The sequence below is a fragment of the Pseudomonas sp. SK3(2021) genome (assembly GCF_016772375.1).
GTDB lineage: Bacteria > Pseudomonadota > Gammaproteobacteria > Pseudomonadales > Pseudomonadaceae > Aquipseudomonas > Aquipseudomonas chlororaphis_I.
Map to the genome: position 1 here is coordinate 2,501,048 of NZ_CP061943.1, position 26,132 is coordinate 2,527,179.

Below are 26,132 nucleotides of genomic sequence, written 5' to 3' on the forward strand. Positions count from 1 at the left end.
CTGCGGGTTCCTGAGGGCTTACTGGCCGACGATCTGGCTGACCAGCTTGTCGTGATTGGCCTTGTCGTCGATCCGCGAAATCACTTGCACCACCGCCATGCGGTTGCCGGAGCCGGCCAGCAGGGTGGAGCTCTGGGTCAGGCCGCCGCCCTGGGTCGCGGTGCTGTCGATCTGGCGCAGGCCGAGGCCGCCGCGGGTCATGCTTTTTTCGCTCTGCTTGCTGAAGTCCGGCAGGGCCGCCGCCTGTTGCGAGAGGAAACCCGAGACCGCGCTGTCGAGGAACTGCGCGTCGTTGTCCTTGGCCTGCACCGCATCGGGGATCAGGTTTTGTGCGGCGATGACCACGGTCTTGGTGCTGGCGTTGGTGTACATAGTGCCGGTGGCGCCGGCGGTGCCGCTGGCTTCGTCGCCGGCCGGCAGCGGGTTGGCGATGAAACCCTTGGGCAGGCTGAACCTGAACTTGCCGCCGAGCATCGAGACGCTCTCGACCTTGGCCTTCTTGTTCGTCGGCTGGGCCGCGGACACGTCCAGGGCGCTGAAACCGGCCAGCGCCGCCAGGACCAGGACCGCGGCGTGTTTACCGAACAGGGACATGCAGATTCTCCAGAGTGAACGCGTTGGGGGCGCGCATCTTCCCACGGCTGTCGCGGGGCACTCCAGCGGGATATGCGGTGGCGCGAAATTTCGGATAAAAGGGCGCGGGAGCGGCCTTCGTGGCGCTTATCGGACGCTCCTCAATGCTGGGCGGAACGGGCCCCCGAGGTTGCCAGCACCGCCCCGGCAATGATCAGCAGCGCTGGCACCAGCAGCCACCCACTGGCCGGGCTCTGCCCGATGACGATCAGCAGCAGGGTGGAGATCAGCGGCGCCAGGTACGACAGCGCGCCGAGCGTGGCCAGGTTGCCGTGTTTGGTGGCGTGGTCCCAGGCGAAAAAGGCCAGGCCGACCGGGCCCAGCCCCAGGCCGATAATCGCCAGCCATTGCTTGAGGTCCGGTTGCACCGGGCTTTCGAACAGCAGGTGGCAGAACAGCCCGGCCAGCGCCACCAGCCCGCAGATGCCACCGATCAGGCTGCTGGGCACGCTGCTGAAACGGCGGTTGAGCACCGAATAGCCAGACCACACCAGGGCGCAGCCGAACGCCGCCAGGTAACCCGCCACCGGCATCGCGCCAACCTGGCTGGAGGCGCGCTGCTGCATGATGAACGCGGTGCCGGCCAGCCCCAGCAAGGCACCGGTCAGTTGTCGGCCGCGCAGCGGTTCGCCGCCGGCCCTGGCCGCGAGCAGGACGATCAGCAACGGCCAGAGGTAGGCGATCAGGCTGGCCTCGGCGGCCGGCGCGGCTTTCAGGGCGAAGAAATACAGCGCGTGGTAGGCAAAGATCCCGCCGAACCCCAACGCCCATACCGGCCAGGGCTGGCGCCAGCCACGAAAGCCGGCGCGGCCCCGCAATCCGAGCAATACCAGGCTGGCGCCGCAGGCCACGGCAAAGCTCAGGGCCAGCAACTGGAAGGGCGGAATACCGGCGGTGATGGTGGTCAGCAGCGCCAGGCAGGACCAGAGAAACACCGCGATCACACCGATGGCGGTGGCGGCGCCGCTGCGGGAGGGGGCAAGGCGGGTTGGCTGGATTGCGGTCATGGGCACACCGAGGCAAGGGCGGTGTGGCCAGCATAGAAGCCGCCGCGACGGCGGTATTGATCAGGCCTGCCGAAGTCTTGTCGCAGCCTGCGCCTGGGCGGCGCGAGTGGCCTTGCGCAGGGCGGCCGGGGTCTGGTTGCGGGCCTTTTTCAAGGCGTGGGTCAGGGCACTCTGATCGGCGTAGCCGACTCGCTGGGCGATCTCGCTGATGGGCAACAGGGTGCCACCGAGCAGGTCGATGGCGCGGTCCAGGCGCAGGGTCGAAATGTAGGCGAAAGGCGTACTGTGCATGTCCCGTTCGAACAGCAGGTACAGGCTGCGCTCGCTGACCCCCGCGGCCTGGGCAATGGCACGGGCGCTCAGCGGGCTGCCCAGGTGCTGTTCGATATAGGCCAGGGCCCGCGCCAGTGCCTGGCGTTGCGGTGCGCTTGGCGTCGGGCGCGCCAGGCAGGCCAGCAGCAGGGCACTCCAGGCGCTGGCGACCTGGCTGCAAGCGCTGAGCGAGGCGCCGCCGTGGCTGGCATAGCCGAGCAGGTGGCGGATCTGCGGGTCGATGGCGAAGAAGCGGGTATCGGCCAGAGACGGTTCGCTGCCGGGGCCATCCAGGTCGAGCACCAGAAAGGTATTACGGCGCTCGGCCAGGAACGCATGCCGGGCGCCCGGGGCAATCACCACGCCCTGGCTGGCATCGACCTTGCCGCCGCGGCCGTCCACCTCGATCTCCATCGCCCCCGACTGCGGCAGCACGATCTGCGGAAAATCGTGATCGTGCAGCTCGACCTGCCCGGAATACGAACGCATCGCCAGGGCGACAGTGGGCTGGGCTGGAGTGTTCATGGCGCTGCTCCGCGGATGGCTGCTGCGTATCATGCCTGAAAACATTGGCGCTGCAGGAGCGGCCGGTCGGTGCGCGATGGTTGGGGAAAAGGGCGCGGCTCATCTGTGGTGGTGACTGATAGGCCGCTATCGCGAGCACGCTTCGCTCCTGCAGAAGCAAGGCGGCAAAAGGCCGGGGCAGGGCGCTATCAAGGCTTGGGCCGGTTCGCTGAAACGTCTAAGCTGGGCCACCGTTCCAGCCTTCCGGATGCCCGCGTGAAATTCACTCTGCCCAAAGTCGGTACCGCCCCGTTCTGCCCGCCGGAAGTGGCCGGCACCATCGTTGTCGATCCCACCGCGCCGCTGTTCAAGCGCATCCTGCGTTTCGCCGGCCCCGGCCTGTTGATTTCCATCGGCTACATGGACCCCGGCAACTGGGCCACCGCCATCGAGGCCGGCTCGCGCTATGGCTACAACCTGCTGTTCGTGGTGCTGCTGGCGAGCCTTGCGGGCATGGCCGTGCAGTGCCTGTGCTCGCGCCTGGGCATCGCCACCGGGCGCGACCTGGCGCAGCTTTGCCGGCAGCGCTACAGCACCCGCACGGCACGCACCCAGTGGCTGCTGGCGGAGGTGTCGATCATCGCCACCGACCTTGCCGAGGTCCTGGGCTGCGCCCTGGCGTTCCACCTGTTGCTCGGCGTTTCGCTGACCACCGGGATTGTCATCACCGCCTTCGACACCCTGTTGATTCTCGCCTTGCAGAACCGCGGCTTCCGGCGCCTGGAGGCGATCATGCTGGTGCTGGTGGGCACCATCGGCCTGTGCTTTTTCATCGAGCTGCTGTTGATCAAACCCTACTGGCCGGACGTGGCGCGGGGCTTCACGCCATCGCTGGCGGCGATCGGCGAGGCGGCGCCGCTGTACCTGGCGATCGGCATCCTCGGCGCCACCGTGATGCCGCATAACCTGTACCTGCACACCTCCATCGTGCAGACCCGCCTAGTGGGCCAGGACGAGGCCAGCCGGCGGGATGCGATCAAGCTGGCGCGCATCGACACCCTCGGCTCCCTGGCCTTGGCGCTGCTGGTCAACGCGGCGATCCTGATCCTCGCTGCCGCGGCCTTCCATAGCACCGGGCACACCGAGGTGGTGGAGTTGCAGGACGCCTATCACCTGCTCGATCCGCTGGTGGGCGGGGCGCTGGCCAGCGTGCTGTTCGGCGTGGCCTTGCTGGCCTCGGGGCAGAGTTCGACCTTCACCGGCACCATCGCCGGCCAGGTGATCATGGAGGGCTACCTCAACCTGCGCCTGCCGTGCTGGCAGCGCCGCCTGATCACCCGCGGCCTGGCGCTGGTGCCGGCCTTCGTCGGCGTGTGGCTGATGGGCGACGGCGCGGTCGGCCAGCTGCTGGTGCTGAGCCAGGTGGTGCTCAGCCTGCAACTGCCATTCGCCTTGTACCCGTTGATCCGCATGAGCAGCGACCCGCAGTTGATGGGCGTGTTCGTCAACCGCTGGCCGACCCGCATCCTCGCCTGGAGCCTATTCGCGATCATCAGCGGCGCCAACGCCTGGCTGATTGCGCAACTGGTGGTGTAAGCCCGCTTCTGTAGGAGCGAAGCTTGCTCGCGATGGACCGCGCAGCGGTCCCGATCTTCAATCCAGTGCCTGGGCGGCGAACAGCGCGACCTGGGCATCTTCCCCGGACTTGACCCCGGACACGCCGACGGCGCCGATCACCTGGCCGTCGAAGACCACGGGTACGCCACCTTCCAGCGAAGTCAGCAGCGGCGCCGAGAGAAACGCCGTGCGCCCGCCGTTGACCATCTCTTCATAGCCCTTGGACTCGCGTCGCCCGAGCGCCGCGGTACGGGCTTTTTCCATGGCGATGTAGGCGCTGATCGGCGAGGCGCCGTCCAGGCGTTCGAGGGCCAGCGGGTGGCCGCCATCGTCGACGATGGCGATGCTCACCGACCACTGGTTGCGCTCGGCCTCGTCCCGCGCGGCGATAAGGATGCGCTGGACTTCGCGATGACCCAGGATGGCTTTGCTGTGCATGGCGTGCTCCTTTCAAGGGGTAACGGGTTGAGGGGAAGCGTTCAGGGGCGGCAGGGCGGCCTCGAGCAGTTCGATCCAGTGCCGCACCGGGGTGCGCCCGGCACCGTCGAGGTGGGTCTGGCAGCCGATATTGGCGGTGACTATGACCTCGGGCCGGCCGCTTTCCAGGGCATTGAGCTTGTTGTCGCGCAGTTGCCGCGCCAGCTCGGGCTGGGTCAGCGAGTAGGTGCCCGCCGAACCGCAGCACAGGTGGCTGTCGGGCACCTCGGTGAGTTCGAAGCCCAGGCGCTTGAGCACTGCCTCCACCGCGCCGCCGAGCTTCTGTGCGTGTTGCAGGCTGCATGGGCAGTGGAAGGCCAGGCGCTGGTCGCTGTGGGCGTGCAGCTGTTCCAGCGGTTCGTCGCGCAGCACTTCCACCAGGTCCCGGGCCAGGGCGCTGACCCGCTCGGCGCGAGCGGCATAACGCGGGTCGTGGGCCAGCAGGTGGCCGTAATCCTTGATAAAGGCGCCACAGCCGCTGGCGGTCTGCACCAGGGCTTCGGCGCCGTGTTCCAGGTGCGGCCACCAGGCGTCGATATTGCGTCGGGCCCGTTCCAGGCCGGCGTCCTGGGCGTCCAGGTGATAATCCACGGCGCCGCAACAGCCGGCCTCGTTCACGGCTTGCACGGCGATGCCCAGGCGGTCGAGGACCCGCGCTGTCGCCGCGTTGGTGTTGGGCGACAGGCTTGCTTGCACGCAGCCTTCCAGCAGCAAGACACGCCGCGCGTGGGCGGTGGTCGGGCGCGCCTTGGCCGGCTGTACCTGGCGCGGCAGCTTGCCCTGCACGGCCTCGGGCAGCCAGGGGCGCAAGGTGGCGCCGGTGCCGATCAGTGCCTTGAACAGTGCCGGGTTCGGTGCCAGGGCGCGCAGTCCCTGGCGCAGCAGGCGCTGGCCGAGAGGCCGGGGAACGGCGGCATCGACCACGGCGCGGCCGATGTCCAGCAGGTTGTGGTAGTCCACCCCGGACGGGCAGGTGGTTTCGCAGTTGCGGCACGACAGGCAGCGGTCCAGGTGCAGCTGGGTCTTGGCCGTGGCCTCGTGGCCTTCCAGCACCTGCTTGATCAGGTAGATGCGCCCCCGCGGTCCGTCCAGCTCATCGCCCAGCAGTTGATAGGTGGGGCAGGTGGCGTTGCAGAAACCGCAATGCACGCAGGTGCGCAGGATGCTCTCGGCTTCCGCGGCGCGGGGCAGTTGGCGCGCCTGTTCGCTCAGGGTGGTTTGCATGCTTTGGGTCTCCGTTCAGAGCTCGGCGTAGAGCCGGCCGGGGTTGAAGATCCGTTGCGGGTCCAGTTGCGCCTTGAGCTGGCGGTGGTAGCGCAGCAGCACTGCCGGCAGCGGCTGGAACGGGCTGTCCAGCAGGCCATGGCTGTAGCAGGTGGCGTGGCCGCCGACGCGCTCGACCAGGCTGCGGATGCGTTCAGCGGGCGCCGCGGATTTCAGCCAGCGCTGGGCCCCGGCCCAATCGATTAACTGCTGGCCGATCAGCTGCTGGCCGGGCAGCTCCAGGGGGCCGGTGTTATTGGGCAGCGACAGGCGCCACAGCGGCAGGCCTTCGTCGAAGAACGCCAGGCGTTGCTCGTTGAGGTCGGCCCAGTAATCGGCGGCCAAGGGCTCGCCACCCAGGCGGTCGCGGGCCGCGGCCACCGAACCTTCGCCGCCTTCCAGGCGCAGGTGCAGGCGCTGGCCGTCATGGCTGGCGGCGCTGATGGGCAGCGGCTGCTGGCCCCAGTCGGCGAGCCGGGCCAGGGCCTTGGCGCTGTCCATTTCCAGGCTCAGGCCGAGGCACTGGCGGGGTTTGGGCAGGACCTTGAGCGACACTTCGGTAAGCACCCCGAGGCAACCGTAGCTGCCCACCAGCAAGCGCGAGAGGTCGTAGCCGGCGACGTTTTTCATCACCTCGCCGCCAAAGCGCAGGAGCTTGCCGGTGCCGGTGATCACCCGGCTGCCGAGGACGAAGTCGCGCACCGAACCGGCCCAGGGCCGCCGCGGGCCGGACAACCCGGCGGCGACCATGCCGCCGACGGTGGCGCTGTCGCCGAAGGCCGGCGGCTCGCAGGCCAGCATCTGCCCGGCGGCATCCAGCGTTGTCAGCAGTTCCTGCAATGGCGTGCCGGCGCGGACCGTCACCACCAGCTCGGTCGGGTCGTAGCGGACGATGCCGCGATGGCTTCGGGTGTCGAGCACTTCCCCGGCGCTCAGGCGGCCGAGAAAGGCCTTGCTGTTGCCGCCCTGGATCAGCAGCGGCGTATTGCTGGCCAGCGCTTGCCCGACCTGTTCCAGCAGTTCGCCGCTGGCGTCGTTATCCGCGTGTGCCGTCATCAGAAACGCTCCAGCTCGGGGAAGGGCAGTTGCCCGGCGTGCACATGCATCGCACCGAATTCGGCGCAGCGGTGCAGGGTCGGGATGTTCTTGCCGGGGTTGAGCAGGCCGCCGGGGTCGAAGGCCGCCTTGACCGCGTGGAACAGGGTCAGCTCGTCGCTGTTGAACTGGGCGCACATCTGGTTGATTTTCTCCCGGCCGACCCCGTGTTCGCCGGTGATGCTGCCGCCGACCGCGACACACAGTTCGAGGATCTTGCCGCCCAGGGCTTCGGCGCGCGCAAGCTCGCCGGGCCGGTTGGCGTCGAACAGGATCAGCGGGTGCATGTTGCCGTCGCCGGCATGGAATACGTTGGCCACCCGCAACCGGTACTCGGCGGCCAGCGCGGCGATGGCCTTGAGCACCCCCGGCAGTGCGCGGCGCGGGATGGTGCCGTCCATGCAGTAGTAGTCCGGCGACAGCCGGCCCACCGCCGGGAAGGCGTTCTTGCGCCCGGCCCAGAAGCGCACCCGCTCGGCTTCGTCGCGGGCCTGGCGGACCTCGGTGGCGCCGGCCCGTTCGAGCACCGCGCGGACCCGGTCGCAGTCGTCGTGGACATCGGCTTCGACGCCGTCCAATTCGCACAGCAGGATGGCCTCGGCGTCCACCGGGTAGCCGGCGTGAATGAAGTCCTCGGCGGCGCGCAGCGCCAGGTTGTCCATCATTTCCAGACCGCCGGGGATGATGCCCGCGGCAATGATATCGGCTACCGCGTGGCCGGCTTGTTCCACCGAGTCGAAGGCCGCCAGCAGCACCTTGGCCAGTTGTGGCTTGGGCAGCAGCTTGACCGTGACCTCGGTGATGATCCCGAGCAGGCCTTCGGAGCCGGTGAACAACGCCAGCAGGTCGAAGCCGGGCGCGTCCAGGGCGTCGCTACCGAGGGTCAGGCGTTCGCCCTCGACGCTGAGGATTTCCACCTTGAGCAGGTTGTGCACGGTCAGGCCGTATTTCAGGCAATGCACGCCGCCGGCGTTTTCCGCGACGTTGCCGCCGATGGAACAGGCGATCTGCGAGGACGGGTCGGGGGCGTAATACAGGCCGAACGGCGCGGCGGCCTGGGAGATCGCCAGGTTGCGCACCCCAGGCTGGACCCGCGCGGTGCGGGCGGCGGGGTCGATATGCAGGATCTGGTCGAAGCGCGCCATCACCAGCAGCACGCCTTGTTCCAGGGGCAGGGCGCCGCCGGACAGGCCGGTGCCGGCACCCCGGGCGACTACCGGCACGCGGCGTTCATGGCAGATCCGCAGCAGTGCCTGCACCTGCTCGATGTGCCGCGGCAGGGCCACCAGCATCGGCGTGGTGCGGTAGGCCGAGAGGCCGTCGCATTCGTAGGGTTTGAGGTCTTCGCTCTGGTGCAGGAGGTCCAGGTCGGGCAGGCGCTGGCGCAACACCTCAAGCAGTGCCGTTTTGTCGACTGCGGGCAGCACGCCGTCGACGCGTTCGTCGTAGAGGATATTCATCGGTGGCTAACGACCCTGAGTTGTTTTTATGGGCGCTCGGCGGACAGGCCGCTCGGTTGCATCATTGGCCTGGCTGGCCTTACTGTCCACGGGGCCGGGCGCAGGTCGAACCAGTTTGTTGCGCCAGCGATGCCGGTCTTTTTATAAAAACTTAAGTATTTCAGCAGGATGGTGTGGACATCCGCTTGATCGGGTTTTTTCTTCGCAGCTGGTCATACCAGTGGAGGGCGCATGCACAGGAGCGATTCGGGGCGGCACCAGGTGGCGGACGTGGTCTGTGAGCGCATCGAGCGCCTGATCGTCGACGGCGTACTGAAGACCGGCCAGTTGCTGCCCTCGGAGCGGCGCCTCACGGAAAAACTCGGGGTCTCGCGCACGGCGTTGCGCGAGGGCCTGAAGCTGTTGCGGGCGCGGGGCATCATCGAAACCGAGCAGGGCAAGGGCTCGTTTGTCGCCCAGTTGTCGGGGCAGGGCGCGACCTCGGCGCTGATGCATCTGTTCAGCTCCCAGCCGCGCACCCTCTACGACCTGTTCGAAGTGCGCAGCCTGCTGGAAGGCGAGTCGGCGCGGCTGGCGGCGTTGCGCGGCACCGACGCCGATTTCGTGCTGATCGGCCGCGCCTACCAGGCGCTGCTGGACGCCCATGGCCAGGCCCTGGAGGCCTCGGCCCACGCGCGGCTGGACCACGCCTTCCACCTGGCGATCTGCGAGGCCTCGCACAACCCGGTGCTGGTGCAGACCCTGCGCTCGCTGACCGACTTGCTGCTCAACTCGGTGTTCGCCTCGGTCAACAACCTCTATCACCGCCAGGCGCAGAAACGCCAGATCGACCGCCAGCACGCGCGGCTCTACAACGCCGTCACCGGGCGCCTGCCGGAGCAGGCGCGCAAGGCCGCCATCGCGCATATCCAGGGCCTCTGCGACAACCTGCGGGAGATCGAAAACGAAGAGCAGCGCCTGGTACGGGCGACCTTGCGCCTGGAAGGCTGGAACTGAATCCGCCGCGACCAGGGGCCAATGCCGGCGACGGGCAGCCACTACACTGCTAGTGGCCGGTGCGGCTAATTCGTGCACTCGACTTCGAGTACACGAATTAACCGCACAGGCCACGAGAGACGCGGCAACATTCGCCTCGTCGTCGACGACCACCACAAAGGAGTCACCCCATGTCCAACCAGACTTGTGCCTGCCCGGGCTGTACCTGCAAGGTCGGCGCCCATGCCATCGTGCGTCACGGCAAGCACTATTGTTGCCAGGCCTGCGCCAGCCACCACGCCAACGGCGAACCCTGCACCTCTACCGAGGGTTGCGATTGCGCCAAGGGCGCGCATCACTGACGGGTTGAAGTTGTCGGGTGGAAAAGCAGTGGAGCCACTCAGGGCTCCACTTTCCAGTTGCGAGCGTCCTGTTTGCGAGCGTCGATCCAGTTGCAGGTGGCCGCGCTTGGCATGGCTCGATCATCCAACGCCGTGGCGTATCACGCCTTTACGCCCAAGGCCTCGGTTGGATCAGGTCGACGGTCGCCAGGTGACGTTCTCGATACCGAATTTTTCCGCCAGGGGCTTGCTGGTCTTTTTCACCCGTTCCAGGCCGAAGCGGCCGATGCGGCCGACACCGGCGTCGCAGCTTGCCCAATGCCACGCCTCGGCGTTGTCCATCTTCTCCGAGCGGATGATGAAGGACTTGGGGGCGCCGTGCAGGGTGTATTCGATGACGAAAAGTTTTGCGTTGTTCATAAAGCTATCAATCCTCCCTGTGATGGTTTAGTGACCCGCGCGGGCAGGGAAAAATTCACTCGGATTGTCGAGCAAGGGTATCAGCGGTCGGGCAGTGGTCGGGCAAGCATCCGAACGGGTTGTTGCCTGGCGCTGCGGCGACCGTTCGGATGTTTTGCCGCGGTTTTCCAGGTGGATCGAGGGGGTTACCATGGGCCCCCCTGCTTGACGACGATGCCTGGCCATGGCCCTTGCCGCACCTCCCGATCTCAGCGACACCGATGTGCCGGTGCAACCCCTGGCGCGCACCTATCCGCGCGGCCTGTTCATCGAGCCCCACGAACATGCCTGGGGGCAGCTGCTGTATGCCATGAGCGGGGTGATGTGGGTCGAGACGCCGAACGAGGCGCTGGTGGTGCCGCCGCAACGGGCGGTGTGGTTGCCGCCGGGCGTGCCCCACGGGATCCGCGTGGTTACCGACCTGCAGATGCGCAATATCTATTTGCGCCCGAGCCTGGCGGCGACCCTCGACAGCCAGGTGCAGGTGTTGCAGGTGGACAACCTGCTGCGCGAGCTGATCGTGCGCCTGGTGGAGCAGGCCGGGGCGCCGCAGCCGGAGTACTACGACGCGCTGGTGAACCTGGCCCTGCTGGAACTCAAGCGCGCCCGGCGCTCGCAACTGAAGATCGTGCTGCCGGACAGTTCCGACCGGCGCCTGATCAATCTCTGCCAGGCGGTGATGGCCGCGCCTTCCCTGGACATTCCCTTCGAACGCCACGCCGAGGCGGCGGGCGCCAGCGTGCGCACCCTGGCGCGGCTGTTCAAGGACGGCCTGGGCATGGGCTTCGCCGAGTGGCGCCGCCAGGTGCAACTGGCCACGGCCGCCGCCGAGCTGATCCAGGGCGTGCCGGTGAGCACCATTGCCCGCGAGCTGGGGTATTCCCCCGGCAGCTTCAGCGACATGTTCCGCCGCGAGCTGGGGCTGGCGCCGTCGCAGTATGCGGCCGGAGAAGCCCGCGCCTGAGCTGCGTTTCCTCTAGGCGCGAAGTGTGTTGGTGGTGCAAGCGTCGCGATAGGCAGGCACACCGTCATCGCGAGCAAGCTTCGCTCCTACAGGTCTGTGCATTCACAAAATTGACGCCTGTGCGCACATCTTCTTCTGTAGGAGCGAAGCTTGCTCGCGATAGCGCCATATCTGGCACGCCACGGTACCTGCATCGCCAACAAACCAGGCCGCCACGGCGCCCGCCAGCCGATTGGCCGAAATCCTGAAGTGCTTGGCCGGTTGCGCAGGTTTTAGCTCCCTACACTCCCGGCATGCCCAATCGCCGTCGCCCAGGCGCGGCGCACTGTACGGAGTTCGTTATGCATTACCTCATCTCCCTCGCCATCGGCCTTGGCGTCGGCCTGCTTTATGGCGCCCTGAACTTTCGCTCGCCGGCGCCGCCGGCCATCGCCCTGGTGGGGCTGCTCGGCATGCTCGCCGGTGAACAGCTGTGGCCCGTGGGCCGGCAGTGGGTGAGCAACTGGTTGTCCTGAGGCCTTTCGAGCCTTTTATTTATTCCTGTTCATGGAGGCGCTTATGCACGCCCTGCAATTTTCCAAGACCGGCGATCTGTCGTCGCTGCACTACGTCGAGGTGCCGACCCCGGTGCCGGCCGCCGACCAGGTGCTGGTGCAGATCAAGGCCGCCGGCCTCAACCCCAGCGACGTGAAGAACGTGCTCGGGCGTTTTCCCTACACCACCGTGCCGCGCATTCCCGGGCGGGATTTTGCCGGGGTGGTGGTGGACGGGCCCCGGGAGCTGGTGGGGCAGGAGGTCTGGGGTACCGGCAAGGAGCTGGGGTTCTACGCGGACGGCTCCCATGCCCAGTACGTGGCGCTGTCGGCCAAGGGCGTGGCGCCCAAGCCGACGCACCTGAGCTTCGCCCAGGCCGCCAGCCTGGGCGTGCCTTACACCACCGCCTGGGATGCCCTGGAGCGCAGCGGAGTGGGCGCCGGCACCACCTTGCTGGTGATTGGCGGCGGGGCGGTGGGCAGCGCCGCCCTGGCCCTGGCGAAGATTCGCGGAGCCCGGCTGCTGGCCGCCGCGCGGCGCCCGGAGCAGGTCAAGGCCTTGCAGGTGCAAGGGTTCCAGACCGTGCAGCTGGACCAGCCGGAGGACCTGGGGGCGCAAGTCAACGCCGTGTTCGCTGGCGGTGCCGAGGTGATCTTCGACACCACCGGCTTCTGGCTGCCGGCCTCGGTCGCGGCCCTGGCGCCGTTCGGTCGCATCGCCATCATCGCCGCGCCGGTGGACGGCCATGTGCAACTGCCGGCCCTGGGCCTGTATCGCAAGGGCGGTTCGGTGGTCGGGATCAACTCGTTGCTATACGGCGTGCAGGCCTGCGCGGCCATGCTCGAGCAGTTTGGCCGGTTCTTCGATGAGGGGTTGCTGCCGTTGCCCCAGGGGCTGTTCGAGTCGCCGCTGGAGCAGGGCGTCGAGCGCTACCACGAGGTCAATCGGGGCAGCGGCGAGAAGGTGATTTTGCTGCCATAAGGGCGGCCGGCCTGCATGAATCGGTAGGCTGGCATGGCTTTGTGTCGCCGCTGCCGAAGGCTGCGATAGCTCCGCAGGCGCTCGGCGAACTCAAGATCGCCACGCCCCTTCGGGTCGATCGCAGCCTGCGGCAGCGGCTACAGGTTGGATTCTTACGCTTCCGGCACGCCTTTCTCCCACGCCGACCAGTTCTTCAGGATGTCCTGCACCAGCGGGTTCCCGGTGCGATAGAGGTTCTCCAGGGCCGGGACAAAACCGCCCTGGTCGGCGTACTTGAGCAGGTTGTCGACCTCGCTGCCGCCCGGTTCGGGGCGGTCGAAGTCGGAGCCGGCGCGGACCACCGCCAGCCGCTGCACGTCCACCCGGCCTTCGCGGCTGGCGCGCAGCAGGGCCTCGTAGGTCGAGTTGTCTTCCTGCTGGGTGGTGCAGTACTCGCCCTGGTTGTCGGTCAGCAGGCGGGTCCAGACCTCGGCCCGTTCGCTCAGGCGCGTGCCGGAGAACCAGGTATTGCCCGCCAGGGTGTCGCACCGGGTCACCACCGGCGGCTGGTTGGCCGGGGCCGCCGGGTACTTGAGGCGCCAGGCCGCCGACTCCTTGCTTTCGCTCAGGCTGACCCGGTGCGACAGGGCGAAGGCCTTGGCCTGCAGTTTCGGGTTGAGTTCGAAGACCTCGGTCTTGTAGTCCAGCGGCGGTTTCTCGTTCGGGCCCTTGGTGTTGATACCCAGGTAGCCGGTCGGCCAGTCCTTGGGCGCATCCCGCGAATCCAGCTCCCACTGGGTGCCGAACTCCACCAGGTAATGGGCCCAGGCGGTGGTGCCGAGCGTCCCGTATTTGGGGTTGATGCCGGCGATCCCGGCGACCAGGAAATAGCTTTTGCGCAGGTCGAACTTCGGCGACAGCGCCAGTGCCAGGGTCGAGGCCGCGGCGTTGGTCTGGCCCATGCCGGTGACCAGCAGGCAGACGTCCTTGGTATTGCAACGTATCGCCGGGTACTGCGCCGACAGCCCCGGCACGCGCACTTGCTGTTTCAGTTCCAGGCGCTCGATCCAGTGCTGGGCCTCGGGGGCGAACATGGTGATCAGCATCACCTTGGGTTTGATCGGGGCCGCAGCCGTTTCGCTCGCCCAGGCGCCGCAGGACAGCAGGGTGCCGGCAGCCAGGCCAACCGACAGGGAAAGACGGGTCATCACATTCATAAAACCTCCATGGTTCTTGACTTGCGGCGTGCCGCTCAAGGCTCGCCGCTGCTCTTAAAACTGGTAACCGATGCCGGCGTAGTAACCCCAGCCATTGGACCGGGCGCGGAAGTCGCCATCGCCGAAATTCAGCTCGCTGCCGTCCTGCCAGTTGCCGCCGTTGTGGAAGTAACGGCCGACCAGGGTGAACCGCAGGTGGGTGAAGGAATACAGCAATACGTTGGTGGACACCGTGGCGTTGGCGGTGCGGGCCGGGTTGTCCTTGTGCAGGTCCGAGCCGAAGTCGAAGTTGGTGAAGCCGATATAGGTCAGCGAGGCGCCGTTGGCGAACGTGTCGATGGGCACGATGTACTTGAGCTGGGCCCGGTAGCCGTCCCATGAGTATTCATTGCTGGCGCCATAGTTTTCCCATTGGTAGCGCCCGTAGAAGTTGGCCGACAGGTTGACCCGCGAATGGGTGTCGATGTCGGTGCCCAGGCCGCTGTACAGGGTATTGGCGCGGTTGGCGCTGTTGCTGCCGTGGTCGTAGATCCAGTCGAAGGCCACGTACCACTCCTTGAAGGGGCCGATGGCCAGGCTGCGCCCGGCCAGGTAGTCGATGGAGATCCGCGGCTCGTGCTCCATGAACACCGGCGAGCCGTGGTCCCACACGCCTTTGTCATGGCTGTTGCCGATGTTGAAGATCTTCGGGATGTCGATGTAGCCGTACAGCTCGAACGGCCCCTTGCGGCCGAAGTACTCGTATTCCAGGTAGATATCGTCGGCCGGCTGCGGGCCGAAACTGATGTCCTTGCTGCCGATCAGGGTCAGGTCCTGGTTGTACCAGTCCGACAGGTATGCACCTTTTTTGGGCGGGCTGGCGTCCGGGCTGAGGGTTTCGCCCTGGGCCGAGTCGTCAACGCTGGTTTGGACGTCGACGGTTTTTTCCTGGGCCTGGGCAGCACTGCTGAGTACTCCCGTAACGGCAGTCAGTAGCAGGGAAACAGCCAGGTTGCGACGGGAGGCCGAAGGTGCAAGAGGTCGATGCATTGAAAATCCCTGTTCATGCGGTAGGAAAGCCATGACTGGCCGGGTTGAGGCGAACCGGTATTGATTGTCGGCTCAACGGGTTCGCGCAAACGTTTGCATATGCTGTACCAACTTCAGTCAGGTATTTGAAACCCATGAAGAATCGGCACCGAAACTGACTGTCTTGTTAGGAAATATCCGGGCAATTGATTCAGATACTTCTGAAATCGCTGGGTGGTAAGGAGGGTGGGGCATGAGGCGGGGCATTTGTGAGAGGACGTATCTGATTTGACAAAAAAACAGTTTTTTAACTTATTGATAAATAACGAATTATCAAATTTTCCAAAAGTTTTATCAGTCAATTCTTACCATAGTATTAATGCTATTTAATCCCGCGGCTTCGTCTCTGCCCTCGCAAAGCTCGTCTACGTTTCTGGCATGGAGCAAATTTCGCCACGGTCAGGCATTCGAAGTCAGTGCGTATCGATTCAGGACGTTGCTGAGCGAGCAGTACACGCATTCATGGATGAACGGCTTGGCCCCTAGCAAGGAGTTGAGCGTGGACAAAGTTCAGGTCAGGGACGCCGTCAATCATCTTTCCCCCCTCTCTTTGGCTGTTCGCCTGGGGCTTGCCGGGTTGTTGCTCAGCCTGGTCAGTCCTTCGGCCATGGCCACCTGTTCCACCGTCGGTAGCGTGGTGACCTGTAGCGGAGTGCCGGGCCTGCCGCTGTTACTCAACAACTTTTCCAGCGCCACCGATGGCCTGACGGTCAACGTCGACAGTGGCGCGCAAATGAACGCGACCCTGGGTGGCAAGGTGCTGGACCTGACCGGCAGCACCATCACCCTGAACAACGCCGGGACCATCGACCCGGCGCTGCTGGGCCTGGTCTCGGTATTGAGCGGCGGGGCCTTCATCGGCAACGGCGCAGCGGGTGTGGTCAACGTCACCAACGCCGTCACCGGGATCATGCGCGGTACCGGGCAATTGCTCGGCCTGAACCTGAGCAGCCTGGACGGCGCCGCGCTGAACATCAACAACGGTGCCGGTGGCACCACCACCATCGTCAACGACGGCACCATCACCTCGACCGGCTTGTCGCTGCTCAGCGTGACCCTGGCGGACACGCCGGTGGTGGCGGTGTACGGCGGCTCCCAGGTGAACATGACCAACAACGGTACGCTACAAGGCCGGGTCGCCTTCGAGAGTTCCAGCGGCGGCAACACCTTCCTCAACACCGGCAGCATCCAGGGCGGGGTGTCGATGGGGGTGAACAGCACCAACACCTTCACCGCGGTCACCGGTTCCAGCGTCAGCGTCGGCGATGGGATCAACATCAGCCTCGGCCTCGGCGGCCTGCCGGGGGTCGACCTGACATTCGCTCCCACCGGCAAGGTCGACGGCGGCGCGGGCGGTACCAACACCCTGGTCCTGCAGAACACCCTCGGCCCGGGCGGCGGCACCAGCGGCAGCGGCACGCTGTCGAGCGACAACTACATCAACTTCAATAACCTCACGCTCAACAGCGGGACCTGGACCCTGCAGGGGCCCCTGGTCAGCGGCAGCACCACCCTCAACGGCGGCATCGCCCAGTTCGATAACAGCGGCACCTTCGGCAGCGGGGTGCTGACCAGCAATGGCGGGATCCTGCAGGCCAGTACCGGCGGCCTGACCCTGAACAACCTGGTGACCCTGGGCGCCGGCGGCCTGACCGTCCAGGGCGGCAACGACCTGAGCCTGGCCGGGGTGATTTCCGGCACTGGCGGCCTGTCCAAGAGCGGCGCCGGCCAGTTGAGCCTCGACGGGGCCAACACCTACAGCGGCAACACCAGCATCAGCGCAGGCTCCGTGCAACTGGGCAACAACCTGGCCTTCGGCAGCGGCACGCTGAGCATCGATGGCGCGGCCACGCTGTCGACGCCCGGCACCATCACCCTGAACAACCTGGTCAGCCTCAACAACAGCATGATCGCCACCGGCGCCGGCAGCCTGACCCTGGCGGGGCTGATCAGCGGCAGCGGCGGGATCACCCAGAGTGGCACTGGCAGCCTGGCCCTCAACGGCAGCAACAGTGGTTATTCCGGCACCACCACCCTGGGCGCCGGTACCCTCAGCGTGGGCAACGACAATGCCCTGGGCAGCGGTGGGCTGACCGTGAGTGGCAGCGCCAGCCTGGACAGCAGCGCCGGGGTGAACCTGAGCAACGCCGTGACCCTGGACGCCAACCTGACCACCCTCGGCAGCAATGCCCTGACCCTGAGCGGGGGGCTGTCCGGCAGCGGCGGGCTGATCAAGAACGGTAGCGCGGACCTGACCCTGAGCAGCGCCAACACCTACTCGGGCGGCACCTCGCTCAATGGCGGCAAGCTGCTGGTCGGCTCCAGCACCGCCCTGGGCAGCGGCGCCCTCAACGCCGGCGCGGGCACCACCCTGGATGCCACCACGGCGCTGAGCCTGGGCAACGCCATCAACCTCATCGGCAACCTGACCCTGGGCGGCACCCAGGCCCTGACCCTGGGCGGGGTGATCAACGGCGCCGGCGGGCTGATCAAGGACGGGGCCGCGGCCCTGACCCTGAACGGTGTCAACGGCTACCTGGGCGATACCGCCCTCAACAGCGGCTCGCTGATCCTCGGCTCGAACACCGCGCTGGGCCTCGGCGCCTTGAACGCCGCCGCCGGCACCACCCTGGATGCCAATACCGCGGTGACCCTGGGCAACACCCTGAACCTGGCCGGCAACCTGAACCTCGGCGGCAGCGCCGACCTGACCCTGGGCGGCGTGGTCGGCGGCAGCGGCGGCCTGACCAAGAACGGCACGGCCAACCTGATCCTCAACGGCGCCAACACCTTCCTCGCCGGCACCACCCTCAATGGCGGCACCCTGACCCTGGGTAACGCCGACGCGCTGGGCAGCGGCGGCCTGACCGTGGGCGGCGCGGCGACCCTGGACAATACGGCCGGCATCAGCCTGACCAACGATGTCACGCTCAATGCCGACCTGACCCTGGCCGGCAGCAATGCCCTGACCCTGGACGGCCTGGTCAGCGGCACCAGCGGGCTGATCAAGAACGGTACGGCCGACCTCACGCTCAATGGCGCCAACACCTTCCAGGGCGGCACCACCCTCAATGCCGGGGGGCTGGTCCTGGGCAGCGGCTCAGCGCTGGGCAGCGGTGCCCTGACTGTGGGTGGCGCCAGTACCTTGAGCGGCAGCGGCGCGCTGACCCTGAACAATGGAGTACACCTCAACGCCAACCTGACAGTGGACGCCAGCAACCCTTTGCTGCTGGGCGGGGTCATCGACGGTACCAGCGGCCTGATCAAGAACGGCACCTCGAGCCTGACCCTGAGCGGCAACAACAGCTACCAGGGCGCTACCGCGCTGAATGCCGGCTCGCTGATCGTCGGCTCCGATACCGCCCTGGGCAGCGGGGCGCTGAATGCCGCCGCCGGCACCACCCTCGATGCCAGTGCCGCGGTCAGCCTCGGCAATAACCTGAACCTGGGCGGCAACCTGACCCTCGGCGGCACCCAGGACCTGACCCTGGGCGGAGTGATCAACGGCGTCGGCGGGCTGATCAAGAACGGCGCGGCCGACCTGACCCTCAATGGCGCCAACGGTTATCTGGGCAACACCGCGCTCAACGCCGGCACGCTGATCGTCGGGGCCAACGGCGCCCTTGGCGCTGGCGCGCTGAACGCAGCCGCGGGCACCACGCTGGATGCCAATACCGCCGTCACCCTGGGCAACCAGGTGAACCTGGGCGGAGCCCTGAACATCGCTGGCGGCGCCGACCTGACGCTGTCCGGCGCAGTCAACGGCGCCGGCAGCCTGGTCAAGGACGGCAGCGCCAACCTGGTGCTCAATGGCAGCAATGGCTTCCTCGGCGGCACCACGTTGAATGCCGGCACCCTGACGGTCGGCGCCGACGCGGCGCTGGGCCTCGGCGGCTTGACCGTCGGCGGCGCGGCCACCCTGGACAGCAATGCCTCGGTGACCTTGAACAACGGTGTGGCGCTCAATGCCGACCTGACCCTCGGCGGCAGCAACGCCCTGACCCTGGACGGCGTGGTCAGCGGCACCGGTGCGCTGGTCAAGAATGGCGCGGGCGAGCTTGCGCTCAACGGGGTCAACCTCTTCGCCGGCGGCACCAGCCTGAATGCCGGCACCCTGACCCTGGGCAATGCCGCGGCATTGGGCAGCGGCGACCTGACCGTGGGGGGCGCGGCCACCCTGGACAACAGCGCGGCCTTTACCCTGGGCAACGACATCGTGCTCAACGCCGACCTGAGCATCGCCGGCAACAACAACCTGACCCTGGGCGGCGTGGTCAGCGGCGGTGGAGCCCTGATCAAGAACGGCCTGAGCGATCTCGCCCTGTCGGGCAACAACAGCTTTACCGGCGCCCTGAACATCAACGCCGGTAGTGTCAGCACCCTGAGCACCGGCGCCCTGGGCAACACCTCGGGGGCCAACGTCAGCGCCGGGGCCAGCCTCAACCTGGGGGCCGACAGCAGCCTGGCGAGCCTGACCGGCAGCGGCGCGGTGCAGATCGGCGCGGGCGCCACCCTGAGCGTCGGCGGCGTCAGTTCCAGTAGCACCTTCGACGGCAGCCTGAGCGGCAGCGGCGGCCTGACCAAGGTCGGCAGCGGCACCCTCGACCTCACGGGGATCAACGGCATCACCGGCACTACCCAGGTCAACGGCGGCACCCTGAGTGTCAGCGGCTCCCTGGGCAGCGCCAACGTGGGCGTCGCCAGCGGCGCGACCCTGACCGGCAGCGGCTCGTTGCTGGGCACGCTGAACGTCGTCGATGGCGGTCACCTGGCCTTGAGCTCGGGCACTACCCTGTCGACGGGCGGGCTGGTCCTCGGTGGCAACGCCAACCTCGACGCCAGCCTCGGCGCACCGTCCACCACCTCGCTGCTCGATGTCGGCGGCAACCTGACCCTCGACGGCAAGCTGAATGTCACCGACGCCGGCGGCTTCGGCGTGGGCGTGTACCGCTTGATCAACTACACCGGCAGCCTGGTCGACCTCGGGCTGGACATCAACAGCGTGCCCGTGGGGTTCAGCCTCGGCGACCTGCAGGTACAGACCTCGGTGGGCAACCAGGTCAACGTGCTGGTGGCCGCGCCGAACGTCAATATCCGCTTCTGGGACGGCAGCCAGACCACCACCAATGGCAGCGTCGACGGCGGCAGCGGTACCTGGAGCACCGCCGGCAGCAACTGGACGTCGGCCGACGGCTTGCTCAACCAGCCCTGGGCTGGCGATTTCGGGATCTTCCAGGGCACCGCCGGTACCGTCGCGGTCGACGGCGCCCAGACCTTCACCGGCCTGCAGTTCACCACCAGTGGCTACAACCTGGTGGCGGGCACTGCCGGCGTACTGACCGCGGTCAACGGCACCGGTGGCAACACCGCGTTGCGGGTCGACCCGGGCATCACCGCGACTGTCGGCGTGGACATCAACGGCAGCGGTACCCTGGCCAAGCTCGACACCGGCACCCTGGTGCTCGATGGCGCCAACACCTACAGCGGTGGCACCTCGTTGAATGGCGGGACCCTGGTGGTCGGCAATGACTCGGCACTGGGCAGCGGCCAGTTGACCGCCGTCGCCGGCACGACCCTGGACAGCAACGCCGCGGTCAGCCTGGCCAACGCGGTTACCCTCAACGGCAACCTGACGGTCGCCGGCAGCAATGACCTGGCGCTGAACGGCGCCATCGGCGGCACTGGCGGCCTGATCAAGAGCGGTAGCGCCGACCTGGCCCTGGGCGGCAACAACAGCTACCTGGGCCCGACCGCGTTGAACGCCGGCGGCCTGATCCTGGCGTCCAACACCGCGCTGGGCAGTGGCGCGCTGAACGCCGCTGCCGGCACCACCCTGGATGCCAGCAGCGCGGTCAGCGTCAGTAACGCGGTGAACCTGGCCGGCAACCTGGGCATCGGCGGCAGCGCCGACCTGACCCTCGCCGGGTCGATCAACGGCGCCGGCAGCCTGAGCAAGGACGGCAGCGCCAACCTGACCCTCAACGGCGCCAACGGTTTCCTCGGTGGCACCACCCTGAATGCCGGGACCCTGACCCTGGGCAATGCCGCGGCCCTGGGCCTGGGCAACCTGACGGTGGCCGGCGCCTCTACCCTGGACAGCAATACCGGCCTGACCCTGGGCAACAACCTGGCATTGAACGCGGACCTGACCGTCGGCGGCAGCCAGGCCCTGACCCTGGGCGGGGCGCTCAGTGGCAGCGGGGAATTGGTCAAGGACGGCACGGCCAACCTGACCCTCAATGGCCTCAACACCTACCAGGGCGGCACCACCCTGAACGCCGGCGGCCTGACCCTGGGCAATGCGGCGGCGCTGGGCAGCGGAGCCTTGACGGTGGCGGGCAGCGCGACCCTGGACAACAGCGCGCCACTGGCCCTGGGCAACGACCTCAACCTGAATGCCGGGCTGACGCTGGCGGGCAGCAACAACCTGACCCTGTCCGGCACCCTGGCCGGCAGCGGCAGCCTGACCAAGAACGGCACGGCCGACCTGACCCTCAGCGGCAGCAACACCTTTGGCGGCCAGTTCAACGTGGCGGCAGGCAGCCTGAGCACCCTGGGCGGTTCGGCGCTGGGCAACAATGCCGGGGTCAGCCTGGCCAGCGGTGCCCAGCTCAACCTCGGCGGTTCGGCCAGCCTCGCCAGCCTGACCGGCAGCGGCACGGCACAGGTGGGCGCGGGCAGCACCCTGAGCATCGGCGGCAATAACCTGAGCAGTACTTTCGACGGCAGCCTGAGCGGCAGCGGCCTGTTGAGCAAACTCGGCAGCGGTACCCTGACCTTGAGCGGCAGCAATGCCCTGACCGGCGACACCAGCATCGATGCCGGTACCCTGAACGTCAGCGGCTCCCTGGCCAGTACCCATGTGGCGGTCAACAACAGCGGCACCCTGACCGGTACCGGCAGCCTGAGCGGCGCCGTGACAGTCGCCGACGGCGGCCATCTGAGCCTGAGCGGCGGCAACACCCTGGCGCTGGGCTCACTGGTACTGGCGCCGAACGCCAACCTGGATGTCGGCCTGGGCACGCCGGTGGCGGGGGGCGGTACTTCGCTGCTCAACATCGGCGGCAACCTGACCCTCGACGGCACGCTCAACGTCAGCGATATCGGCGGCTTCGGCAGCGGCGTGTATCGCCTGATCAACTACACCGGCAGCCTGACCGACAACGGCCTGGTGGTCGGCAGCGTGCCGGGCAGCGTGGTGCCGGGCGACCTGCAGGTGCAGACCGCGGTGGGCAGCCAGGTCAACCTGCTGGTGACCGCGCCCAACACCCTCGTGCAGTTCTGGGACGGCGGCCAGTTGACCGGCAACGGCGCCATCGAAGGCGGCAGCGGCACCTGGGCCAGCGGCACCAGCAACTGGACCCATGTCGATGGCACCCTCAATCAGGCCTGGGGCAACAGCTTCGCGGTGTTCCAGGGCACGGCCGGCAACGTCACGCTCAACGGCACGCAAAGCATCACCGGCATGCAGTTCGTCACCGACGGCTACAACCTGATCAATGGCGCCTCCGGCACGTTGAACGCGGTGAATGGCGCCACCGGCACTACAGCGATTCGGGTCGACCCGAACGCTACCGCGACCCTTGGCGTGGACATCAATGGCGCCGGCACCCTGGCCAAGCTCGACAGCGGTACCCTGGTGCTCAATGGCAGCAACGGCTACACCGGCGGCACCGCGCTCAATGGCGGCACCCTGGTGGTGGGCAGCAACAGCGCCCTGGGCAGCGGAGTGCTGACTGCGGCCAACGGTACCACCCTGGACAGCAACGGCGCGGTCAGCCTGGGCAATGCGGTAGTGCTGAACGGTGGGTTGAATGTGGCCGGCTCCAACGACCTGACCCTGGCTGGCGTGGTCAGCGGCACCGGCAGCCTGATCAAGAACGGCGCGGCGAACCTGACCCTCGACGGCAGCAACAGCTATCAGGGCGGCACCCAGCTCAACGGCGGCGAGCTGACCCTGGGCAACAACGCAGCCATCGGCAGCGGCGCCTTGAGCGTCGGCGGCAATGCCCAGCTCGACAGCGGCGCGGCCTTGCAACTGGCCAACGCCATCAACCTGGGCGCCCAACTGACCCTGGCCGGTACCCAGGACACCACCCTCGGCGGCGCCATCGGCGGCAGCGGCAGCCTGGTCAAGAATGGCAGCGGTGCCTTGCTGCTCAGTGGCGCCAACAGCTACACCGGCGGCACCACCCTCAATGGCGGCAGCACCACCGGCGATACCTCCAGTCTCAAAGGCGCGATCCTCAACAACGCGGCGCTGACCTTCGCCCAGAACAGCGACGGCACCTACAGCGGCAACCTCACCGGTAGCGGCACCCTGACCAAAAGCGGCACGGGCGAATTGCTGCTGACCGGCAGCAACGGCTTCACCGGCACCACCAGCGTGCAAGCCGGCTCGCTGCAGGTCGACGGCAGCTTGAACAGCGCCACGGTGAATGTCGCTTCCGGCGCGGCTATTGGGGGCAGCGGGGAGATCGGCGGGACGCTGCAACTGGCCAGCGGCGCCACCCTGAGTGCCGGCGGCGGCGCCACGCCGTTGTCGGTGGGCGCCTTGAACCTGGCCTCCGGGACAATGCTGGACTTCTCCCTGGGGCAAGTCGGCAGTTCGACCACGATGGTCGATGTGGCGGGCAACCTGACTCTCGACGGCACCCTCAACGTCACCAACGGTGGCGGCTTCGGCGTCGGTATCTACCAGCTGTTCCGCTACGGCGGCAGCCTGACCGACAACGGCCTGGTCTACGGCGCGCTGCCAGCGGGCGTGCTGCCTGAGAGCCTGACGTTGCAGACTGCCCTGGCCAATCAGGTCAACCTGCTGGTGCAGGGCACACCGGGTGAAGTGCAGTTCTGGAACGGTGGCAAGACCACCGCCGACGGCAGCATCACCGGCGGCAGCGGTACCTGGGGTCCGGGCACCAACTGGACCGACCCGAACGGCACCCAGAGCCTGGGTTCCAACCATCAGTTCGCGGTCTTCGGCGGGCAGGGCGGCACGGTTACCGTGGTCGGCAACCAGGGCTTCACCGGCCTGCAGTTCCTCGACGCCGGCTACAGCCTGGTCGCCGGGGAGGGCGGCAGCCTGAGCCCGACCAATGCCGCCGATGGCACCCTGGCCGCGGTACGGGTCAACGCCGATGTGACGGCGCAGATCGATGCACCGCTGGTGGGCAGTGGCGGGATCAACAAGCTCGACGCCGGCACCCTGTTGCTGACCGGTGCCAATACCTACACCGGCGGTACCACCGTCAGTGGCGGCACCCTGGCCGGTAATACCGACAGCCTGCAAGGACGCATCCTCAACAACGCGCGCCTGTTGTTCACCCAGAACAGGGCGGGGCGCTTCAATGGTGTGCTCAGTGGCACCGGCAGCCTGGTCAAGCAGGGCGGCGGCCTGTTGCTGCTCACCGGCGCCCAGCCGTTCAGCGGCACAGTCGCGGTGGAGCAGGGCGAGTTGCAGGTCGGCGATCGCAGTACGCCAAGCGTATTCGCCGGGCAGGTCACGGTGGCCAATGGCGCCGCCCTGAGTGGCAATGGCAGCGTCGGTTCTCTGGACAACCATGGCCTGACCCAGTCTGGCGGGGCCGCCGGGATCCTGAGCGTGGCGGGCAACCTCAGCAACGCCGCGGACGGTGTGCTGGACCTCAGCGTGACCTCACCCGCCAGCACCGTGCTCGCCGTGGGCGGGACCGCCACCCTCGGCGGCGGTCTGCAAGTGCGCTCGCTGGCGCCTTACACCGGCAACACCACCTACTCGCTGATCACCGCCGGTGGTGGGGTCAACGGAACCTTCAGCAGCACCCGCCTGCCGTCCCTGGCCTTCCTCGACACCTCGCTGGTGTATGGCCCCAACCAGGTCGGCCTGGCGGTCAGTCGCAACCAGACCACCTTCGCCGAAGTGGCGGCCAGCCCCAACCAGCGGGGTGTCGCCAGGGCTCTGGAGCGTTACACCGGCGCCGAAGGATCGGCGGGCGATGTGCTCAGCGACCAGGTCGTCAACCTGGATCGCGCCTCGGCCCGTGCCGCGTTCGACAGCCTGTCGGGCGAGATCCACGCCAGTACCGCCAGCTCGCTGCTCGAGGATTCGCGCCATGTGCGCGATGCCCTCAACGACCGCATGCGCCAACCCGGCTGCGGTACCGAGGAGGATGAGCTGCGGCGCACCCTGGCGCCCGGGGAGAACCGCTTGAGCCGCGAAGGCTGCCAGGACCAGGACGAGATGGTCGGCTGGTTGCGGGTGCTCGGGTCCTGGGGCGACATGGAAGGCGACAGCAACACCGCTGGCCTGGATCGCAACCTGTCCGGCTTCATGCTCGGCACCGACCGCCAGCTCGGCGAGCAGTGGCGCGGCGGCGTTGCCGCCGGCTACACCCACAGCGATATCGATGCGCAGCGGCGCCAGTCCGATGCCACGATCAACAGCACCCACCTGGCGGCCTACCTCAATTCCCAGCATGACGCCCTGGCGGTCCGCCTCGGCGCGGCCTACAGCTGGCACCGGATCAGCACCAAGCGCAACGTCGGCGTCGGCAGCTACAACGATCGCCTGAAAGCCAACTACGACGCGCGCAGTGCCCAGGTGTTCGGTGAGGTCGGTTATGCCCTGGAGGCGGCGGGCGTAGCGTTGGAGCCCTTTGTCGGCCTGGCCTATGTCAACTACGACAGCGATACCGGTCGCGAAAAAGGCGGCGCCGCACGCCTGAGCGCCAAGTCGAGCCAGGACATCACCTTCTCCACGGTGGGGCTGCGGGCCGGCAAGCGCATCACCCTGGGCAACGGTTCGCAGATCACTCCGCGCGCCGCCCTGGGCTGGCGCCATGCCTACGGCGATACCAAGCCCGATGCCGACCTGACCTTTATCGAGGGGGGCGGTTCGTTCACCACCCAGGGCGTACCGATCGCCAAGGACAGCGCGCTGGTCGAGGCCGGCCTGGACTACCAGATCAGCCCTGCGGGCAAGCTGGGCATCGGTTACTCGGGCCAGCTGTCCCATGACAACCGCGACCATGCGATGACCCTCAGTTTCACCCTCGGTTTCTGATCACCACCGAGGTTTCTTGCAACCGCCCGAAAGGGCGGTTTTTTTTGCCGCTATGCTGGCAGGCTGGATCGACTGGAGGGCAGGCGGGCGGTACCGGTGCTCGATGGCCCGGGACAGGATCAGCGCGCAAGGCTCTCTCAGCGCCGAGGCTCGGGGCTCAAGGCTCTCTCAGCACCGAGGGCTCTGCTAGAATCGCCGCTCCACG

The 26,132-nt window shown here is 67.3% G+C and carries 17 protein-coding genes; 7 read left to right on the forward strand and 10 right to left on the reverse strand.

Translation table 11 applies throughout. The features are described 5' to 3' along the window. Window positions 1-18: 18 nt before the first annotated feature. The 3 genes from IF690_RS11460 to IF690_RS11470 all read right to left on the reverse strand — a co-directional run bounded on the left by IF690_RS11460 (window position 19) and on the right by IF690_RS11470 (window position 2,477). Window positions 19-594, reverse strand: coding sequence for a DcrB/PsbP domain-containing protein (locus IF690_RS11460; RefSeq protein WP_202700122.1), 576 nt, complete (start codon window positions 592-594; stop codon window positions 19-21). A gap of 140 nt (window positions 595-734) precedes the next feature. Continuing rightward, the gene (yddG, locus tag IF690_RS11465) at window positions 735-1,640 is read right to left on the reverse strand and encodes an aromatic amino acid exporter YddG (protein WP_202700123.1); all 906 of its coding nucleotides are present in this window, start codon (window positions 1,638-1,640) and stop codon (window positions 735-737) included. Window positions 1,641-1,700: 60 nt separating this feature from the next. Then, window positions 1,701-2,477 (reverse strand): AraC family transcriptional regulator, encoded by a 777-nt coding sequence (locus IF690_RS11470; protein WP_202700124.1) that lies wholly within the window; start codon window positions 2,475-2,477, stop codon window positions 1,701-1,703. A gap of 255 nt (window positions 2,478-2,732) precedes the next feature. Here IF690_RS11470 and IF690_RS11475 point away from each other — a divergent pair, with 255 nt between their 5' ends. After that, on the forward strand, window positions 2,733-4,052 hold the full coding sequence (locus tag IF690_RS11475) for an Nramp family divalent metal transporter (RefSeq protein WP_202700125.1): 1,320 nt from the start codon (window positions 2,733-2,735) through the stop codon (window positions 4,050-4,052). Window positions 4,053-4,109: 57 nt separating this feature from the next. On the opposite strand, the gene IF690_RS11480 is transcribed toward IF690_RS11475, so the two are convergent. Genes IF690_RS11480 through glcD form a run of 4 tightly spaced genes read right to left on the reverse strand, consistent with a single transcriptional unit; the run spans window position 4,110 to window position 8,368 of the window. Continuing rightward, the gene (locus IF690_RS11480; RefSeq protein WP_202700126.1) at window positions 4,110-4,511 is read right to left on the reverse strand and encodes a heme-binding protein; all 402 of its coding nucleotides are present in this window, start codon (window positions 4,509-4,511) and stop codon (window positions 4,110-4,112) included. A gap of 12 nt (window positions 4,512-4,523) precedes the next feature. Beyond that, window positions 4,524-5,774 carry a glycolate oxidase subunit GlcF gene (gene glcF, locus IF690_RS11485; RefSeq protein WP_202700127.1) on the reverse strand — a complete coding sequence of 417 codons (1,251 nt, stop codon included), beginning with the start codon at window positions 5,772-5,774 and terminating at the stop codon, window positions 4,524-4,526. A gap of 15 nt (window positions 5,775-5,789) precedes the next feature. Then, the gene (gene glcE / locus IF690_RS11490) at window positions 5,790-6,869 is read right to left on the reverse strand and encodes a glycolate oxidase subunit GlcE (RefSeq protein ID WP_202700128.1); all 1,080 of its coding nucleotides are present in this window, start codon (window positions 6,867-6,869) and stop codon (window positions 5,790-5,792) included. Beyond that, window positions 6,869-8,368 (reverse strand): glycolate oxidase subunit GlcD, encoded by a 1,500-nt coding sequence (gene glcD, locus IF690_RS11495; RefSeq protein ID WP_202700129.1) that lies wholly within the window; start codon window positions 8,366-8,368, stop codon window positions 6,869-6,871. Before glcD ends, glcE begins: the two co-directional genes overlap by 1 nt. A 231-nt stretch (window positions 8,369-8,599) precedes the next feature. On the opposite strand from glcD, the gene glcC reads away from it, so the two are divergent. Then, on the forward strand, window positions 8,600-9,364 hold the full coding sequence (gene glcC / locus IF690_RS11500; protein ID WP_202700130.1) for a transcriptional regulator GlcC: 765 nt from the start codon (window positions 8,600-8,602) through the stop codon (window positions 9,362-9,364). A gap of 170 nt (window positions 9,365-9,534) precedes the next feature. Further along, window positions 9,535-9,705 carry a metallothionein gene (locus tag IF690_RS11505; protein ID WP_009048207.1) on the forward strand — a complete coding sequence of 57 codons (171 nt, stop codon included), beginning with the start codon at window positions 9,535-9,537 and terminating at the stop codon, window positions 9,703-9,705. A 171-nt stretch (window positions 9,706-9,876) separates the two neighbouring features. On the opposite strand, the gene IF690_RS11510 is transcribed toward IF690_RS11505, so the two are convergent. Continuing rightward, window positions 9,877-10,104: a DUF6555 family protein gene (locus tag IF690_RS11510; RefSeq protein ID WP_009048208.1), complete on the reverse strand. Its 228-nt coding sequence runs from the start codon at window positions 10,102-10,104 to the stop codon at window positions 9,877-9,879. Window positions 10,105-10,327: 223 nt separating this feature from the next. On the opposite strand from IF690_RS11510, the gene IF690_RS11515 reads away from it, so the two are divergent. The 3 genes from IF690_RS11515 to IF690_RS11525 all read left to right on the forward strand — a co-directional run bounded on the left by IF690_RS11515 (window position 10,328) and on the right by IF690_RS11525 (window position 12,622). Further along, the gene (locus IF690_RS11515) at window positions 10,328-11,107 is read left to right on the forward strand and encodes an AraC family transcriptional regulator (RefSeq protein ID WP_202700131.1); all 780 of its coding nucleotides are present in this window, start codon (window positions 10,328-10,330) and stop codon (window positions 11,105-11,107) included. Between the two features lie 341 nt (window positions 11,108-11,448). After that, window positions 11,449-11,622: a DUF1427 family protein gene (locus IF690_RS11520; RefSeq protein WP_202700132.1), complete on the forward strand. Its 174-nt coding sequence runs from the start codon at window positions 11,449-11,451 to the stop codon at window positions 11,620-11,622. Between the two features lie 43 nt (window positions 11,623-11,665). Further along, window positions 11,666-12,622, forward strand: a complete 957-nt coding sequence (locus IF690_RS11525; RefSeq protein WP_202700133.1) for a quinone oxidoreductase family protein — start codon at window positions 11,666-11,668, stop codon at window positions 12,620-12,622. Between the two features lie 152 nt (window positions 12,623-12,774). Here the strand turns inward: IF690_RS11525 and IF690_RS11530 are convergent, their stop codons facing one another. Then, a complete protein-coding gene (locus IF690_RS11530) occupies window positions 12,775-13,818 on the reverse strand; it encodes a purine-nucleoside phosphorylase (RefSeq protein ID WP_202700134.1) in 1,044 nt (347 codons plus the stop codon). 54 nt (window positions 13,819-13,872) lie between these two features. Further along, entirely contained in the window at window positions 13,873-14,847 is a 975-nt protein-coding gene (locus IF690_RS11535; protein WP_202700135.1) for a nucleoside-specific channel-forming protein Tsx, read from the reverse strand. Window positions 14,848-15,385: 538 nt separating this feature from the next. Here IF690_RS11535 and IF690_RS11540 point away from each other — a divergent pair. Then, complete coding sequence (locus IF690_RS11540) at window positions 15,386-25,927, forward strand: autotransporter-associated beta strand repeat-containing protein (RefSeq protein ID WP_502710169.1); 10,542 nt, start codon at window positions 15,386-15,388, stop codon at window positions 25,925-25,927. The last annotated feature ends 205 nt before the right edge of the window (window positions 25,928-26,132 follow it).